The sequence below is a fragment of the Streptomyces sp. NPDC002386 genome (genome assembly GCF_053593175.1).
Genome location: NZ_JBSFBX010000003.1, coordinates 63591 through 78435, shown reverse-complemented (window position 1 = coordinate 78435; position 14845 = coordinate 63591). Strand labels below are relative to the sequence as shown.

At 72.0% G+C, this 14845-nt stretch carries 14 protein-coding genes; 7 read left to right on the top strand and 7 right to left on the bottom strand.

The genetic code is table 11. The features are described 5' to 3' along the window. Positions 1-92: 92 nt before the first annotated feature. Both ACWCPN_RS07465 and mshA read right to left on the bottom strand, forming a co-directional pair. The gene (locus ACWCPN_RS07465; RefSeq protein ID WP_451203205.1) at positions 93-593 is read right to left on the bottom strand and encodes a YbjN domain-containing protein; all 501 of its coding nucleotides are present in this window, start codon (positions 591-593) and stop codon (positions 93-95) included. After that, the gene (gene mshA, locus ACWCPN_RS07460) at positions 586-1923 is read right to left on the bottom strand and encodes a D-inositol-3-phosphate glycosyltransferase (RefSeq protein ID WP_365127486.1); all 1338 of its coding nucleotides are present in this window, start codon (positions 1921-1923) and stop codon (positions 586-588) included. The genes ACWCPN_RS07465 and mshA overlap by 8 nt, the downstream gene beginning before the upstream one ends. Positions 1924-2272: 349 nt before the next feature. Here mshA and ACWCPN_RS07455 point away from each other — a divergent pair, with 349 nt between their 5' ends. The 3 genes from ACWCPN_RS07455 (at position 2273) to ACWCPN_RS07445 (ending at position 6014) form a co-directional block, all read left to right on the top strand. After that, positions 2273-3013 carry a class I SAM-dependent methyltransferase gene (locus ACWCPN_RS07455; RefSeq protein WP_451203805.1) on the top strand — a complete coding sequence of 247 codons (741 nt, stop codon included), beginning with the start codon at positions 2273-2275 and terminating at the stop codon, positions 3011-3013. A 296-nt stretch (positions 3014-3309) separates the two neighbouring features. After that, a complete protein-coding gene (locus ACWCPN_RS07450) occupies positions 3310-4401 on the top strand; it encodes an NlpC/P60 family protein (RefSeq protein WP_451203201.1) in 1092 nt (363 codons plus the stop codon). Between the two features lie 311 nt (positions 4402-4712). Then, on the top strand, positions 4713-6014 hold the full coding sequence (locus tag ACWCPN_RS07445) for a PP2C family protein-serine/threonine phosphatase (RefSeq protein WP_365127490.1): 1302 nt from the start codon (positions 4713-4715) through the stop codon (positions 6012-6014). A gap of 18 nt (positions 6015-6032) precedes the next feature. On the opposite strand, the gene ACWCPN_RS07440 is transcribed toward ACWCPN_RS07445, so the two are convergent. From ACWCPN_RS07440 to ACWCPN_RS07430, 3 genes are all read right to left on the bottom strand, one after another. Next, positions 6033-6380 carry a DUF2516 family protein gene (locus ACWCPN_RS07440; protein ID WP_392295383.1) on the bottom strand — a complete coding sequence of 116 codons (348 nt, stop codon included), beginning with the start codon at positions 6378-6380 and terminating at the stop codon, positions 6033-6035. A gap of 106 nt (positions 6381-6486) precedes the next feature. Then, positions 6487-7131 carry a hypothetical protein gene (locus ACWCPN_RS07435; protein WP_451203198.1) on the bottom strand — a complete coding sequence of 215 codons (645 nt, stop codon included), beginning with the start codon at positions 7129-7131 and terminating at the stop codon, positions 6487-6489. Between the two features lie 75 nt (positions 7132-7206). After that, entirely contained in the window at positions 7207-7692 is a 486-nt protein-coding gene (locus tag ACWCPN_RS07430; RefSeq protein WP_358937083.1) for a helix-turn-helix domain-containing protein, read from the bottom strand. A 418-nt stretch (positions 7693-8110) separates the two neighbouring features. On the opposite strand from ACWCPN_RS07430, the gene ACWCPN_RS07425 reads away from it, so the two are divergent. From ACWCPN_RS07425 to ACWCPN_RS07410, 4 genes are all read left to right on the top strand, one after another. Further along, positions 8111-8671, top strand: a complete 561-nt coding sequence (locus ACWCPN_RS07425; protein ID WP_451203195.1) for a TniQ family protein — start codon at positions 8111-8113, stop codon at positions 8669-8671. Between the two features lie 180 nt (positions 8672-8851). Beyond that, a complete protein-coding gene (locus ACWCPN_RS07420; RefSeq protein WP_451203192.1) occupies positions 8852-9010 on the top strand; it encodes a hypothetical protein in 159 nt (52 codons plus the stop codon). Between the two features lie 120 nt (positions 9011-9130). Next, positions 9131-11011 carry a pentapeptide repeat-containing protein gene (locus ACWCPN_RS07415; RefSeq protein WP_451203190.1) on the top strand — a complete coding sequence of 627 codons (1881 nt, stop codon included), beginning with the start codon at positions 9131-9133 and terminating at the stop codon, positions 11009-11011. 357 nt (positions 11012-11368) lie between these two features. After that, on the top strand, positions 11369-12274 hold the full coding sequence (locus ACWCPN_RS07410; RefSeq protein ID WP_451203187.1) for an aminoglycoside phosphotransferase family protein: 906 nt from the start codon (positions 11369-11371) through the stop codon (positions 12272-12274). Here ACWCPN_RS07410 and ACWCPN_RS07405 read toward each other — a convergent pair. Together ACWCPN_RS07405 and ACWCPN_RS07400 are read right to left on the bottom strand one after the other, a co-directional pair. Then, a complete protein-coding gene (locus ACWCPN_RS07405) occupies positions 12252-12767 on the bottom strand; it encodes a hypothetical protein (protein ID WP_451203184.1) in 516 nt (171 codons plus the stop codon). The two genes, ACWCPN_RS07410 and ACWCPN_RS07405, sit on opposite strands and share 23 nt — an antisense overlap. A 6-nt stretch (positions 12768-12773) precedes the next feature. Beyond that, a complete protein-coding gene (locus ACWCPN_RS07400; protein WP_451203182.1) occupies positions 12774-14843 on the bottom strand; it encodes a HelD family protein in 2070 nt (689 codons plus the stop codon). Between the last annotated feature and the right edge of the window lie 2 nt (positions 14844-14845).

Sequence of the window (14845 nt, the reverse complement as noted above, 5' to 3'; positions counted from 1 at the left end):
TCTTACGGAGAGAGACAGGTAAGAACCCGGTAAGGAACCGGGTCGCCGCAGGCTAACAGCAGGCGCGCGGAACCCGGTTGGAGCCCCCGGGCTCAGTCGGCCGGGCGCTCGATGAGGTGGCTGAACGCGTCCAGGTTCCGGGTCGACTCGCCGCGTGACACCCGCCAGGCGTACTCCTTGCGGATCGCCGAGGCGAACCCCAGCTCAAGCAGGGTGTTGAAGGCGCCGTCGGCGGCCTCCAGGACCTGTCCGAGGAGGCGGTCGGTCTCCTCGGGCGTGACGGCGGCCAGCGGCAGGCGGGCGGTGACGTAGATGTCGCCGAGCCGGTCCACGGCGTAACTCACCCCGAACAGCTTGAGGTTGCGCTCCAGCAGCCAGCGATAGACGCCCGCCTCGTTCTCGTCGGGCTGCCGGATGACGAAGGCGTTGAGGGAGAGGGTGTGGCGGCCGACGATGAGGCTGACCGTGGTGGAGAGCTTGCGGGTGCCGGGGAGCTTGACGACGTACGTCCCGGAGTCGGGGCTCTCCCATTCCAGCTCCGCGTCCTTCAGGACGTCCTCGACGACCCGCGTGGCCTGCTCGGTGTCACCCATGCTGGGAGCGTACGCGACGGCGGTGGGACTGGGTCGCGGCCGTGTACACGTCGGCGGTGGCGGCCGCCGCGGTGTCCCAGCCGAAGCCCAGCGCGTGCCGGGCGGCGGCCGCGCCCATGCTGTCCGTCAGCGAGGGGTGGTCGGCGAAACGGGCCAGCACGCGCGCGTACTCGGCCGGTCGGTGGCCCTGTACGAGGAAGCCGGTGGCGCCGTCGCGCACGGCCACCGGCAGACCGCCGACGGAGGCGGCCAACACCGGGGTCCCGGCCGCCTGCGCCTCTATGGCGACCAGCCCGAAGGACTCGCTGTAGGAGGGCATGACCAGCACGGAGGCCGCCCGGAACCAGTCCGCGAGCTGCTCCTGGCCGACCGGCGGGCGGAACTGCACGACGTCGGCGATGCCCAGGCGGGCGGCCAGCTTCTGCAGGCCCTCGGGCCTGGCGAGCCCGCTGCCCGAGGGCCCGCCGACGACGGGTACGACGATCCGGGAGCGCAGCTCGGGGCGCTCGTCCAGCAGGGCGGCGACCGCCCGGAGCAGCACGTCGGGCGCCTTCAGGGGCTGTATGCGGCCCGCGAAGAGGGGGATCAGGGCGTCCTGCGGAAGACCGAGGCGGGCACGGGCGGCGGCACGGCCGTCGCCGGGACGGAACCGGTCGAGGTTCACGCCGGGGTGGACGACGGCGACCTTGGCGGGGTCCGCCGTGTAGTGCCGGACGAGTTCGCCGGCCTCCTCCTCGGTGTTGGCGATGAGGCGGTCGGCGGCGGCGACGATCTGGGTCTCGCCGATGACACGGGCGGCGGGCTCGGGGGTGTCGCCGTCGGCCAGGTTGGCGTTCTTGACCTTGGCCATGGTGTGCATGGCGTGCACCAGCGGCACGCCCCAGCGCTGGGCGGCGAGCCAGCCGACGTGGCCGGAGAGCCAGTAGTGGGAGTGGACGAGGTCGTAGTGTCCCGGGCGGTGGCCGGCCCACGCCTGCATCACGCCGTGCGTGAAGGCGCAGAGCTGGGCGGGCAGGTCCTCCTTGGCCAGGCCCTCGTAGGGACCGGCGTCGACGTGCCGGACGAGGACGCCCGGGGCGAGGTCGACGCGGGGCGGGAGGCCGCCCTCGGTGGCCCGGGTGAAGATCTCGACCTCGATGTTGATCGCGGCCAGCCGCTGGGCCAGCTCCACGATGTAGACGTTCATGCCGCCGGCGTCACCGGTTCCGGGCTGGTGCAGCGGCGAGGTGTGCACGGAGAGCATGGCGACGCGGCGGGGCCTGCGGTGCAGCCTGAGCCGCGAAGGCGCCGCCGGGGAGCGACGCCCGAGCCTGCCGGCGTACTGGCTCACGTGGCGTTCCTCCTCGGTGCGGGCATGCCTGCCGGAGGACAGACCGCGCCCTCCAGGGAGTGCAACAGCCGACGGGTGCCCCGCCATTTCCCGATCACGCGCCTTTACCGAATCATGACCCAATCTCGCTCAACCGTTCGACACGCGCGCGCGTGAGAGCTGCGGAGGCGTACGCGGCGGCCGGTGGCGGGACCGAGCGCGAGCCGTTCGCCGCCGGGCCCCGCTTACTCTCGTAGGCATGACCGCCCGCACCACGCCCCTGCCCCACGCCCGGCTCCGTCCGGGCGGGGCGGCCCCCGTCGTGGGGAACGTGACGCGCGGGACCACCAACCCCAACCGGCTGCGCCGCATGGACCGCTGGATCGCCGCCACGCACGGCGCCGCGCTGCGCCGCGCGGCGGAGCCGGTGGCGATCGACCTCGGATACGGGGCCGCGCCCTGGACCGCCGTGGAGCTGCTCGGGCGGCTGCGCACCGTGGCACCCCGCGCGCGCGTGGTCGGTGTCGAGATCGAACCGGCGCGGGTCGCGGCCGCCCGGCCGTACGAGCGGGACGGGCTGGACTTCCGGCACGGCGGCTTCGAGATCCCCGTGCCCGGGCGCCCGGTGCTGGTGCGGGCCGCCAACGTGCTGCGGCAGTACGACGAGGACCAGGTCGCCGCCGTGTGGCAGCGGCTGTGCGCACGGCTCGCGCCGGCGGAGGGCGGCTCGCCCGGGGGGCTGCTGGTGGAGGGCACCTGCGACGAGATCGGCCGACGGCACGTCTGGGTGGCGCTGGGTCCACAGGGTCCGCGGACGGTGACCTTCGCGACCCGGCTCGGTTCGCTCCAGCGGCCCTCCGACCTCGCGGAGCGGCTGCCGAAGGCGCTGATCCACCGGAACGTCCCCGGCGAACCGGTGCACGCCTTCCTGCGCGACTTCGACCGCGCCTGGGCCGCCGCCGCGCCGTACGCCTCGTACGGCGCCCGTCAGCGCTGGATCCGCGCGGTGCGGGACCTGACCGCCGACTGGCCCGTCACGGACTCGGCCGCCCGCTGGCGGCAGGGGGAAGTGACCGTCGCCTGGAGCGCGTTGGCGCCACGCGGCCACTGAACGCGCGGACCCGGGCCGACCGGCGAGACCCGGCGAGGACCGGCGAGGACCGGCGAGGCCCGGCCGGCGGGAACGATCTCGGTGCGTCGTTCGTCACATCGGCGAGAAGATCGTCGTGACCGGCGCCGCCCGGGGGAGGCGGTCGGAGGGGGCGACGGATGACCGGGGTGCGCGCGAGGGCGCGGAGGGCGGGCGGAAACCCGACTTCCCATGACCTCTGTCGTTTTGCGCGCCGCCGTGGCACGATCCATCGGACGACCGCAAGTTACTGACGGTTAACCAGCTTGGGGGACTGTATGGGGACGGGCAAGCGCGGCCTGCTCATGGCCGCCGTGACCGTGGTCTGCGCGATGACCGTGCTGGCGGCGCCCGGCACGGCGTTCGCCGCTCCGACACCCACACCGAGCGGGAGCGCGACACCGGACGCGTCCCCGAGCCCCACTCCCCCGCCGAACAAGGACCTGGAGAAGGTCCGCGCGAGACTCGACCGCCTCTACCACGACGCGGCCGTGGCGACGGACGCCTACAACGCGGCCGAGGAGAAGACGAAGAAGCAGTCCGCCCGGATCGCCGCGCTGACCAAGAAGATCACCGAGGGTCAGGAGAAGCTGGAGCGGCTCAGGAACCAGGCCGGCGCGTCGGCCCGCGCCCAGTACCGCAACGGCGGGCTGCCGCCCACGGCCCAGTTCCTGCTCAGCGACGACCCGCAGCGCTTCGTCGACGGCGCCGGGACGGTGCTGAACGGCCAGCGGGCCACGAACAAGCTGCTCGGCGAAATGACCCGCACCCAGCAGGAGTTGCGGGACTACGCCGACGACGCCTCCGCGCAGTGGAAGAAGCTCGAGGTCCACCGCAAGGCCAAGGCCGCCGCCAAGAAGCGGATCAAGCGGCAGATCTCGGAGGCCGAACTCCTCGAGGACCGGCTCGAGGAGAAGGAGAAGGAGCGGCTCGCCCAACTGGAGGCGGACGCCGCCGACAAGGCGCAGACCAGGTGGCTGGACACCGGCGTCCTCAACGACATCAAGACGAAGGCGTCCAAGCAGGGCCGCGAAGCCGTGGAGTTCGCCACCGCCCAGCTCGGCAAGCCGTACGTGTGGGGCGCCGAGGGCCCCGACTCCTTCGACTGCTCGGGGCTGACCTCCCAGGCCTGGGCCGACGCCGGCCGGCCCATCCCGCGCACCTCGCAGGAGCAGTGGAAGCAGCTCGAGCACGTCGACATCAAGGACATGCGCCCCGGCGACCTCATCATCTACTTCGACGACGCCAGCCACGTCGCGATGTACGCCGGTGACGGCCGGATCATCCACGCGCCCCGGCCGGGGCGGACGGTGACCGTCGCGGGCGCCGGCACGATGCCGATCCTGGGCGTCGTACGGCCGGACGCGTGACCCAGCTCATGTGACGGCCCGCACGCCGGGCGCCCCGCGGGCCCTCGCGCCTCTCGCCGCGCCCCGGCCGTGTGACCCACCGCACGGCCAACCCCCGCGCAAACCGGGGCGATACGTGAGCTTCGTCATCCCCGCCCCGCGGGCGGGCTGTCCAACTGCGTTACGAATCGCGGCATATGACAGCGGCCTGAGCGCGAGCGACGCGGCTCACACCATTCCATCGGGGTGGGCAGTACCGCTATGGTCACCCGACGGTGGGTCGAGGTCCCTCGCCCCGCCTGCCCTCGGGGGGAGGGAAGGAAAACAGGACGATGCCCGTACCCGTACCGCGGCAGAGAGCGATCCCGGCCGTGGAGAGTGGTCAGGCGCAGGCCGTCGCCCAAGGCGGCCCCCTCAAGGAAGAGGCTCACCGCAACGCCACGGCCGGCGCCAACAGCGCCACTCTCACCCTGCTGCTGATCGAGGACGATCCGGCAGGTCTGCCGATCGTGCCCGACATGCTGGACTCCTCCGGCAAGCCGGTCCGCGTCCGCACCGCCCGCAACCTCACCGAGGCCGAGCGGCTGCTCACCGACGACGTCCACTGCATCCTGCTGGACCTGGCGCTCCCGGCGCCCGGCCGGCCGCACGGCGAGGACGCCGACGAGCTGGCCGTGCTCCGGCACGTGCTCCAGATAGCGCCGCGGCACGCCGTGCTCGCGCTGACCGCCTCCGGCGACGCCGAGCGCGGCGCCGAGGCCGTGCGCGTGGGCGCCCAGGACTACCTGTTCCGCGACGAGCTGGACGGCCGGCTGCTCAGCCGCGCCATCCGCTACGCGGTGGAGCGCAAGCGCTCCGACACCGCCGAGCGGCGGCTCGCCGAGGGCAGGCTGCGCGCCCAGGAGAACCGCCGGCTGGAGCGGGGCCTGCTGCCCACGCCCCTGCTGGAGGGCTCCTCGCTGCGCTTCGCCGCCCGCTACCGGCCGGGGCGCTCCCGCGCCCTGCTCGGCGGTGACTTCTACGACGCCGTACGCACCCCCGACGGCACCGTGCACGCCATGATCGGCGACGTCTGCGGCCACGGCCCGGACGAGGCCGCGCTCGGCGTGGAGCTGCGCATCGCCTGGCGCGCGCTGACGCTGGCCGGGCTGTGCGGGGACGAGCTGCTGGGCACGCTCCAAGAGGTGCTGGAGCACGAGCGCGCGGACGAGGAGATCTTCGCGACGCTGTGCACGGTGGACATCGCCCCCGACGGCCGCCGGGCGGGCCTGTGCCTGGCCGGCCACCCGTCGCCGCTGATCGCCCGCCCCGGCCGGGCGCCGAAGCTGCTGCCGTACGAGAACAACGGTCCCGCCCTGGGTCTGCTGCCCGGTGCCCGCTGGCCCCGGATGCAGGTGGAGCTGGGCGCCGAGTGGAGCCTGATGCTCTACACCGACGGTCTGATCGAGGGCCGCGTCGGCACGGACGGGGAGCGGCTCGGCCAGGACGGCATGGTGGACATGATCCGCCGCCAGCTGGCCGAGGGGCTGCGCGGCGAGAATCTGCTGCGGGCCGCCGTGAGCGAGGTCCGCGACCTCAACGGCGGCGAGCTGACGGACGACGTCGCGGTGGTCCTGCTGGACCGCACGTCCTGACCGGCCGGCGGCCCGCCGTCAGCGGCCGCCGTTGTACGGACCGTAGGGGCCGTCGCTGCTGCTTCCGCCGCGGCGGCGGCCCCAGCCGCTGCCGCCGGAGACCTGCTTGAGCGCGGGACGCACGTCGACGATGTAGACGATGCTCGCGATCACACCGGCGATCGGCAGGATGGACAGCAGCGAGAACAGGTAGCTGACCACGAGCGCGATGCCGAGGATGATCAGCCAGAAGACCTTGTTCTGCTTGTCGGCCGCGCGGAAGGCGTCCTCGCGCCGGAAGGCGGCGTCGAACAGCCCGAACGCGGCGAGGGCCATCATGACGATCTTCAAGATCCCCATGAACCCCGCGAAGCCCAACATCAGCATGCCGTCCACCGCCTGTTGTCTCCCGATCCGTACGCGGTCACCGTACCCGTAGAACGGGCCGGGCACCCCAGGGGTGCCCGGCCCGTTCAGATCCTGCCGGACGTGCTCACTTGGCCGGCGGGGTCGTCTTCTTGGCGGTCGGGGTGACCTTGCGCGGCGCCGGGGCCTTCTTCGCGCCGGAGTCCTTGGCCGCGGGCTCCTTGACGACGGACTCCTTCACCGCCGGCTTCTTCACCGTGGCGGGCTCGGTCCGGACCGCGGCCGGCTTCGGCGCCGTCCGGACCTCGCCCGGCTCGGGCTTGCCCTCGACGGCGATGGCCAGGTCCTCGATCTCCTCGGCGGCCTCGCCGCGCCAGGTCCGCACGGTCTGCTCACCGTGCTCGGCGACCTTCTCGTAGGCCTCGCGCGCCTTGACGGCGTACTCGGCGGCGACGCCGACACCGCGCAGGGCGAGGTCCTGGGCGTTCTCGCCGAGCTTCTTCAGGTCGACGTCGAGGGTGCCGATGAACTCGTTGACCTTGCTCTGCAGGGTCGTCTGGGCCTCCTTGGCCCGGCTGGCGGCCCGCTCCTGCACGGCCTTCGGGTCGGTGTTGCGCACCGCGTCGATGCGGGCCGGCGCCTCGGCGCGCAGCTGCTCGACCAGGGCGGGCACCTTCTTGGCCTGCTGGATCGCGAGGTCGGCGGTCCCGGCGGCGAAGTAGAGCGGCTTCGGGTCGCTGAGGGTCTTGCGCAGGTCGTCGGTGATGGCCATGGTGAGGGTCCTCCCGGATTCGCGTTCGGCTGAGGTTGGTGTGTCCGCGGTCTGGGCGGCCGGGCCCTGGTCCGGCTATCCGGCCGTCCGCCGCGGACCGGCATCACTGCCGCCGGCCGTGCGGGTGCCGCGTTCGGCGGTGTCGCCCGGGACATCGGTGCCGTCGGTCCGCTCCGCCGCCTCCCCGTCCTCCGCCGCCGGTTCGCCGACCCCGAATCCGTTCTCCTTGCGGAAGGACTCGTAGATCTGGAGCAGCACCTGCTTCTGCCGCTCGTTGAGCGAGGGATCGGCGAGGATGACGGCGCGCGTCTCCACCTCGTCCCGGTCCCGTTCGGCGTCGAGGATGCCGGCGCGGACGTACAGCGTCTCGGCGGAGATGCGCAGCGCCTTGGCGACCTGCTGCAGCACCTCCGCGCTGGGCTTGCGCAGCCCGCGCTCGATCTGGCTCAGGTACGGATTGGACACTCCGGCGGCGTCGGCGAGCTGCCGCAGCGAGAGCTGGGCGTTTCGCCGCTGCTCGCGCAGGTACTCACCGAGATTGCCGACGTTGAGCGATGCCATGGCTCCACCATGCCGCACTTCCGCTAACAATTGCAAGCATCTGCTTGCAAGAGTGCGCCATGCCACTCGTGGACTTCACCCGGCCGCCGCAGTTGTCCTGTCTCTGTGATGTGCGGGCAGTCTCGGAGATCTCCGGACATCTGAACTGGCGTCTCAGTCGTCTCCGGGCATTTAGTGGGGTGTCTCAGTCTTCTCCGGGTACGCCGCTGTGGCTGTGTCTACGGTCGTCGTGGCTGGTCGGCATCGTGCCGGGGGCCCGGATGGATGCGTGTGAGGTGTCGGCGGAGGACGTCGAGCAGGAGTACGTCAACGCGGGCGGGGTCCGTGAGCGCGGGCCGCTGGGGCGTCTGTGGTCGGTCCGGTTCGAGTCGGTACGGCCCGAGCGCCGGTTCCCGGCTTTCCGGGGTCAGGGCAACTGGTGCGGCTGGTACTGGTCGGCGACGTGCCCCGGCCCCTCCCCCCGTTCCCGAACGAGACCCTGAACTCGTACTGCCAGCGGCTGGCCCACGCCAACCGCATTCCCGCAGAACGTCTCCACACCCCCTCGCGCTGGCTAGCGCACGACGACGACTCCGTCACCGCGCTTCTGCGGCGTCTGACGATCCTCACCGGCCTGCCCCGGGAGACGTTCTGGCACGCACTGCCGGAACTGCGCTGGAGACACGAGCACGGCATGAGCCCCCTGGGCCGCTCCCGGCCGCCGGTCGCGTCCATGCGCCTCCGACGGCGCTGGGCCTGCCGGCGCTGCACGGCCACCCGAACGCCAGGCCAGCACGTCATGACCTGGATCCCTATCTACACCCACGCCTGCCTCCAACACAGGCTCTGGATCGGCGAAGCCGTCACTGTCACGCGCGAACAGGTCGACCTCGCGCAGATGCCGGAAACCCTCTGGGCTCAGCGTCGCCACCACCGCCTCGTCCGACGTCATGGAGAGAGAGTCACCGCTGAGTGCTTTCGGACCGGCGGCGCCCTTTGAAAACTGTTCGCGGCGCATCACTACACGCTCGTCCCGGACGCCCTCGGCCAGGGACTCGCCAAGCCCCGCGGCCCCTACCTGTCCTGGGGGCCACAGCTCTACGCGGCGGCCTATCCAGCGACCGTCACGATGATGTCGCTGGTCGCCTCCCCTGCCTGGCGATCTCTCCTCGCCGAGAGCATGTTCCCCAGCGATGTCGACCGCTTCATGAAGGAGTTCACGCGACGGCTCCCACCAGGCCACCCCGCCTATGTCACCAACCTGCCCGCCCTCCCCAGCAAGACCGGCGCCATGATCCGCCGCGTCACGCAGATCCTGCGCGAGACCAAGACCGCCTGAATTCGGAACGGGTGGCAGGCTTTGACGGCACCCCGTCACCGCCGTTGCGGGAACCGGAACCGGTCGAGAGCACGTACTTGTTCGTACCTGCTCGACACGAACCCGTGGAGCCGCTGCACCATGAGCACACCCTTACCACCCTCCTGGCGCTACTGCGGGCACGGCGCGGATCCGGCCACCGACCCCGTCGGCTGCCTGGGCATTCACGTCCCCGGCCACACTAAATGCCTGGCCCATCTCACCGACACCGACCGCACCACCTACCTGACCGGTCTGACCCCCGGCGCCGACGTAGACCACCGCGGCACCCTCTTCACTCCAGACCTGCTGCAAAGCCTCCTCCACGCCCTCACCGACCCCACCACCAGCAATCCCCACCTCGGCACCGCCCTCTTCAACCGCGCGCAATTCTCCGGCGACGCCCGGTTCACTGATACACATTTTTCCGGTACCGCCGAATTCAAAGAAACACAGTTCCTCGGCGAAGCCCATTTTGAAAGAACACGCTTCTCCCGCAACGCCTGGTTCCAGGAGACACAAGTTACCGGCGACGCCTGGTTCGAAATGGCACAGTTTTCCGGCACCGCCTCGTTCGTCACAGCGAACTTCTCCAGCAACGCACAGTTCCACGATGCGCACGTCTCCGGCGACGCCGAATTCCCCGGAGTAAAGTTCTCCGGTAACGCAGGGTTCGGTGACATGCAGGTCTTCGGCTACGCCCTGTTCGACCAAGCGAAGTTCTCCGGCGACGCACTGTTTGACAGGACAAAGTTCTCCGGAAATGCCTCCTTCCGCTCGGCGAATTTCTCCGGCAAGGCATGGTTCGATGCAGTGCTGATCTCTGGCAACGCCTTGTACGCTGGGGCGCGGTTTGAGGGTACATCAGCGTTGGGGCCATTAGTTTGTGCGAATCAGGTGGAGTTGTCGCGGGTTGTATTTGTACTGCCGGTGACATTGGAGATAGCCGCGAAGAAGCTGGTGTGTGAGCGGACCCGATGGGAGTCGACGGCAACTGTACGGGTCCGGTACGCGGAAGTGGATCTCAGCCAAGCGGTCCTGACCGCCCCCACCGCGGTCACCGTTCATCCCGCCCCCTTCACCCATCGCACCAACCTTGTGGCCGAGACCCCGCTGACGAGTGGGGATTCCCAGGAGCCGCGCCCGCCGGATCGGGTACGGATCCTGTCGGTGCAGGGCGTGGACGCCGCGCATTTGGTACTGACCGACACCGACCTGACTAAATGCCTGTTCTCCGGAGCCTTCCACCTCGACCAGATCCGCCTGGAAGGCCGCACTACCTTTGCTGGCCCGCCTATCGGCCAGCGCTGGCGCGGCATCCGGCCCATCCGCTACACCCGTCGGCGTACGCTCGCCGAGGAACACCACTGGCGCACCCACACCCTCGGTCCCGACGCTGGATGGCATCGCCCGGCCGACGCCGCTGCTCGCACCCCTGATGCGGTAGACGTGGCCGCGCTGTACCGGCAGCTACGCAAAACCTTCGAGGACGGCAAGAACGAACCCGGCGCCGCTGACTTCTACTACGGCGAATGCGAGATGCGCCGCCGCGACCCCACCGGCACCACGAAGGGCGAACGCCGCCTGCTGTGGGGGTACTGGCTGCTGTCCGGCTACGGCCTGCGCACCTCCCGTGCCTTCACCTGGCTCCTCGCCGCCATGAGCTTGACCGTGCTACTCCTGATGGGCGTCGGCCTGCCCACCCATGACCCCGACCCCGCCACCACCGGCACCCTCCACGGCACCAAGATCAACCTCAGCACCAGAACCCCCGACCCGGCCCTGCACGGCGGATGGCAGCAGCGACTGACATGGGCCCGCGCGGAGAAAGCCACCCGCGTCGCCGTCAACTCGGTCGTCTTCCGTTCCAGCGGACAGAACCTCACCACCGCCGGCACCTACATCGAGATGACCTCCCGCCTCCTCGAACCCACCCTCCTTGCCCTCGGTGTCCTCGCCATCCGCGGACGCATCAAACGCTGACCGTGCCCCCGGCAGCACAGACGGCCCGAGGGGCATCCCAGCCGGAAGTTCTGGAACGGTTCGGGCGAACCGTTTCCGGCTATGTGCCTTACGTGCATGCACCACTGGACATGCTCCTGAGCTCTACAGAGTCTCTCCACCCCTGGATGACCCTTGCCACCACGGCATAACAGCTACCCGGAGCAAACTGAGACGATCCCAGGTCCAGACGTCTCAGAGTTCTCCGGGCACCCCAGGCCAGTGGGCCCCAAATGCCCGGGCCTAGCTGAGACAGGACAGCAGTGCGCCCGGCTCGGGACCACGACCGCCGCGGAAACTCACTGGCGTCCCGCTCCCCCGGGCCGTGAGACTGCCGCGGTGACGCTTCACGAGGACGAGATCCCGGTCGACGAGACGCTCATCCGGTCGCTGCTGCGGGCCCAGCGCCCGGAGTGGGCCGGTCTGCCGTTGTCGCCCGCGGGCGCCGGTTCGGACAACACCATGCACCGGCTGGGCGACGACCTGCTCGTACGGCTGCCGCGGATCGCCGACGGGCGGTCCGTGCGCAAGGAGCAGGAGTGGCTCCCCCGTCTGGCGCCGCTCCTGCCCTGCCGCGTCCCCGAGCCCGTGCACGCCGGGACGCCCACCGGGGCCTTCCCCGTCGCCTGGTCGGTGCACCGCTGGATCGACGGCGACGAGGCCGGCCCGGACACCGTCCGGGACTGGGCGGCCTTCGGCGCGGACCTGGCTGCGGTGGTGCGTGAGCTGCACGGCATCGATCTCATGGGGGCGACGCGCGCCGGGGACCTGAGCTGGTACCGCGGCGGCCATCTCCGGCCCTGCGACGAATGGGTCGGTACGGCCTTCGAGGACTGCCGGGCCACGGTGGGCTCCGGGCTCGACATCGACACCCTGGAACGGCTGTGGCACGCGGCGCTCGCCCTGCCCGACCCCGCCGGCCCCCATGTCTGGCTCCACGGCGACCTGAAGCCGACCAACCTGCTGGTCCGGGACGGCCGACTGCACGCGGTCATCGACTTCGGAGCGCTCTCGGTCGGCTTCCCCGACGCCGAGCACGCTCCCGTGTGGGACCTGCCGCCGCTGGCGCGGCAGGCCTACCGGGACGCCCTGGACCTCGACGACGCGACCTGGGCGCGCGCCCGCGCCTGGGCGATCGCGGTCGGGGTCAGCGGGATCTCCTACTACTGGCACACCTGGCCCGCCTTCGTCGCCGAGTGCCGGGCCCGGCTCCAGGCGGTCCTCACCGACACCGCGGCCGGCTGAGCGTCCGGGCCGGCCGCCGCAGCCAGTCCGCCACGGCGCTGAAGTCGGCCCCGGTCAGGCCGTACCGGTGGTCGACGCGGTGCAGCAGGGCGGGCGCGGGATGGTGGACGGCGACCCAGGAACGGTCGGCCTCGGTCACCTCGTCGTCGATCCAGACGAAGGGGCGGCCCGCCGCCCAGGCGACCAGCGGGCGGGTCTTCCAGTGCAGCAGGCCGGGCGGCTCGTCCTCGTCCGGCCACCGCACGACCGGCAGCGCGGGCAGCCCGAGCCAGGGCGCCAGGCACGTGTTGGCGTCGTCCATCCAGGTCGTCGCCCACACCAGTTCGCAGCCCAGCCCGCCGAGCCGCGCGCCGAGCGCGGGGTCGACGCGGTTCAGCAGCGGATGGCCGCCCGCGTCCGGCGGCCCGGCGAGGCCGCGGTCGTACACCGGGTAGGACAGGTCCGCCGCGCCGAACGGGATGAGCGGCCCGTCCACGTCGAGGAAGAGAAGCATCACCGTTCAGGATGCCCCTCGTCGGGCGCCGGCTGAAGCCCGCGGCTGGAACGGCAGCGGCCGGGCGTGGACGACGTCCAGGCGGGAGACCGCCCGAGTCAGCACCACGTACAGCCGGTTCGCGCCCCGCTCCTCCGCCTCCGCGACGGCGGCCGGCTCCACGGCGACGACGTGGTCGTACTCCAGCCCCTTGACCAGGCCGGCGGGCACCACGGCCACCCGGGCGCCCGGTTCCTCCGGGCCGGCCGTCCCGATGCCGGCGGCGGTGAGCGCGTCGCGGACGCGGGCCAGGTCGGCGTCCGCCGTGACGACCCCGACCGAGCCCTCGCGGGCGAGCGCCGCGCGTACGGCGGTCACGGTGGTGCCGGGCACGTCGTCGGTGGGCCGGACGGTCAGCTCTCCGTCCGTCCGGAGGGACCTGGCAGCGGGTACCGCCACGTCCAGCCGGTCCAGCAGCCGGTTGGCCAGCTCGATCACCGCGCCGGGCACCCGGAAGCCGGTGGTCAGCGGCACCACGGCGGCATCCGGCTTGCCGAGGTGGCGCAGTTGCACGGCCCAGTCGCGGGCCGCCCACGGGGTGGTGCCCTGGGCGAGGTCGCCGAGCACGGTCAGCGAGCCGAACTCGGCGCGCCGGGCGACCGCCCGGCACTCCATCGGCGAGAGGTCCTGCGCCTCGTCCACGACGATGTGCCCGTACCCCTCGGGGTGCTCGACCAGCCCGGCGACCTCGTCGAGCAGCACGAGGTCGGCGGCCGACCAGCGGGCGGACCTGTACGAGCGCGGCGGGCGGGCCCACAGCAGGGCCTCCTGCTCCCCGGCGTCCAGCAGCCCCTCGGCGGCCCGGGCCAGCGCCGCGCGGTCGGTGAACAGTGCGGCGAGGACCTCCTCGGGCCGCGCCTTCGGCCATACGGCGTCCAGATGGGCGGTGATCGCCCGCGCCCGCTCGATCCGGCGCACCCACGCGTTCGGAGGCGGCCCGGAGCGCCGTTCGGCCTGCTCCAGCAACCGGCGCACCACCCGGGCCCGTACCCGCTCGCGGCCGACCGCGTAGGGCTGCCGTTCGGCGCGCACCTCCTCGACGATGCCGGCCAGACGCGCGGCGGACACCCGCCACCGGCAGGAGCCGTCCGGTACGGCGAGGTCGCTGACGCCGTCGGTGGACACGCGCGCGTACAGGGCGCGGCGCAGCACCTCGGCCATCCGGGCGTCGTGCTTGACGGCGGCCGTGCGGGCGGGGTCGTCGCCGGTCACCGGGTGGCGGGCGATCTCGTCGAGCAGCGTGGCCTGACGCACGCCGCTCTCCCCGAGCGAGGGCAGCACCTCGGCGATGTAGGAGAGGAAGGTGCGGTTGGGGCCGAGGATCAGCATTCCGGCGCGCTGGACGCGCTGGGGATGGGTGTAGAGGAGATAGGCGGCGCGGTGCAGGCCGACGGCCGTCTTGCCGGTGCCGGGGGCGCCCTGGACGCAGACGGAGGCGGTGAGGTCGCCGCGGACCAGGTCGTCCTGCTCGGGCTGGATGGTGGCGGCGATGTCCCGCATGGGGCCCACCCGGGGCCGCTCGATCTCCCGGGCGACGATGTCGCTGACCCGGGACTCGCCCCGGCCGAGGCGCTCGTCCTCGAAGCCGGTGAGGTCCGCGGAGTCGCCGCGGCCGCCCGCCGCCCAGCCGAACCTGCGGCGGATCTCGACGCCCTGCGGCTCGCCCGCGCTCGCCTGGTAGAAGGCGCGGGAGACGGGGGCCCGCCAGTCGACGACGAGCGGCGGGGCGGCCGGGTCCTCGGTGATCCGCAGGCGGCCGACGTGGTAACTCTGCCCGCCGTGTCCCGGATCGTCCGTGGCGAAGTCCAGCCTGCCGAAGAACAGCGGGCCCTCGGGCAGTTCGCGCAGTGCCTTGGCCCGGCTGCGCAGCCGGTAACCGAGCACCTCGGCGTCGGCACCGGAGGCGGAGACGTCCTCGCCGGTGACGACCTGCGCCGCGGCGCCGTCGACCATGGCGGCGAGGGCGGCGCGGCAGGTGTCGTGGTAAGCGCGCTCGGTGCGGAGGGTGCCGTCGAGGGCGCGCTGGGATGACGTCATGC